Below are 557 nucleotides of genomic sequence, written 5' to 3' on the forward strand. Positions count from 1 at the left end.
TTACTCGGAATGGCAATAAAGAAACAATCAGCAAAACGCAATATCTTTATGTTCCAAAGCTGAGCGAGCGTGAATACTTGCAGAGGGTATTTGCCGGACAAACAAATGAAATACGTTATGAGGCAAAAGACGGCAATTACAGCCTTTGCCACCCCTACCGCCAAAACGGTAAAACCATTGTATTGTGTTTTTCCGATTACCAGCAGTACTGGAAAATCGGCAGTTGATAAGAGAAAGTGATTTATAGTATGAAAAGTTGGTTTTTTAATACCTTTCCTGATTATAAAAAATTGCCTAAAAGCGGCAAATTTATGGCATGGTTGACTTTTGTGCAGGGCGTGGTTTGGTTGATTCTGGCATCAATTCAGAGTGTGCAAGGATTGATTAACAACATGGCATGGGCTGTGTTTTTTGGGATTTTACTTTTCATTTTGGGTGTGTTGGCGCTGTCTGCAGCATGGAATGCGTTTAAATTCCGTGCAGTAGGTTTTAATAGAATGATATATGTGTACACGCCATGCTTGTTGCAAATAGTCTTTGTAGGAGAGGCATTTTCT

2 pseudogenes are annotated in these 557 nt (G+C 39.7%); both read left to right on the top strand.

Annotated elements, in window-relative coordinates:
• A pseudogene (locus tag ACTHUM_RS18190) lies at positions 1 to 227 on the top strand (peptidase); the annotation flags it as partial.
• 21 nt (positions 228 to 248) lie between these two features.
• Positions 249 to 557 (top strand): annotated as a pseudogene (locus ACTHUM_RS18195) (hypothetical protein); the annotation flags it as partial.

The organism is Neisseria sp. P0021.S006, from assembly GCF_051956895.1.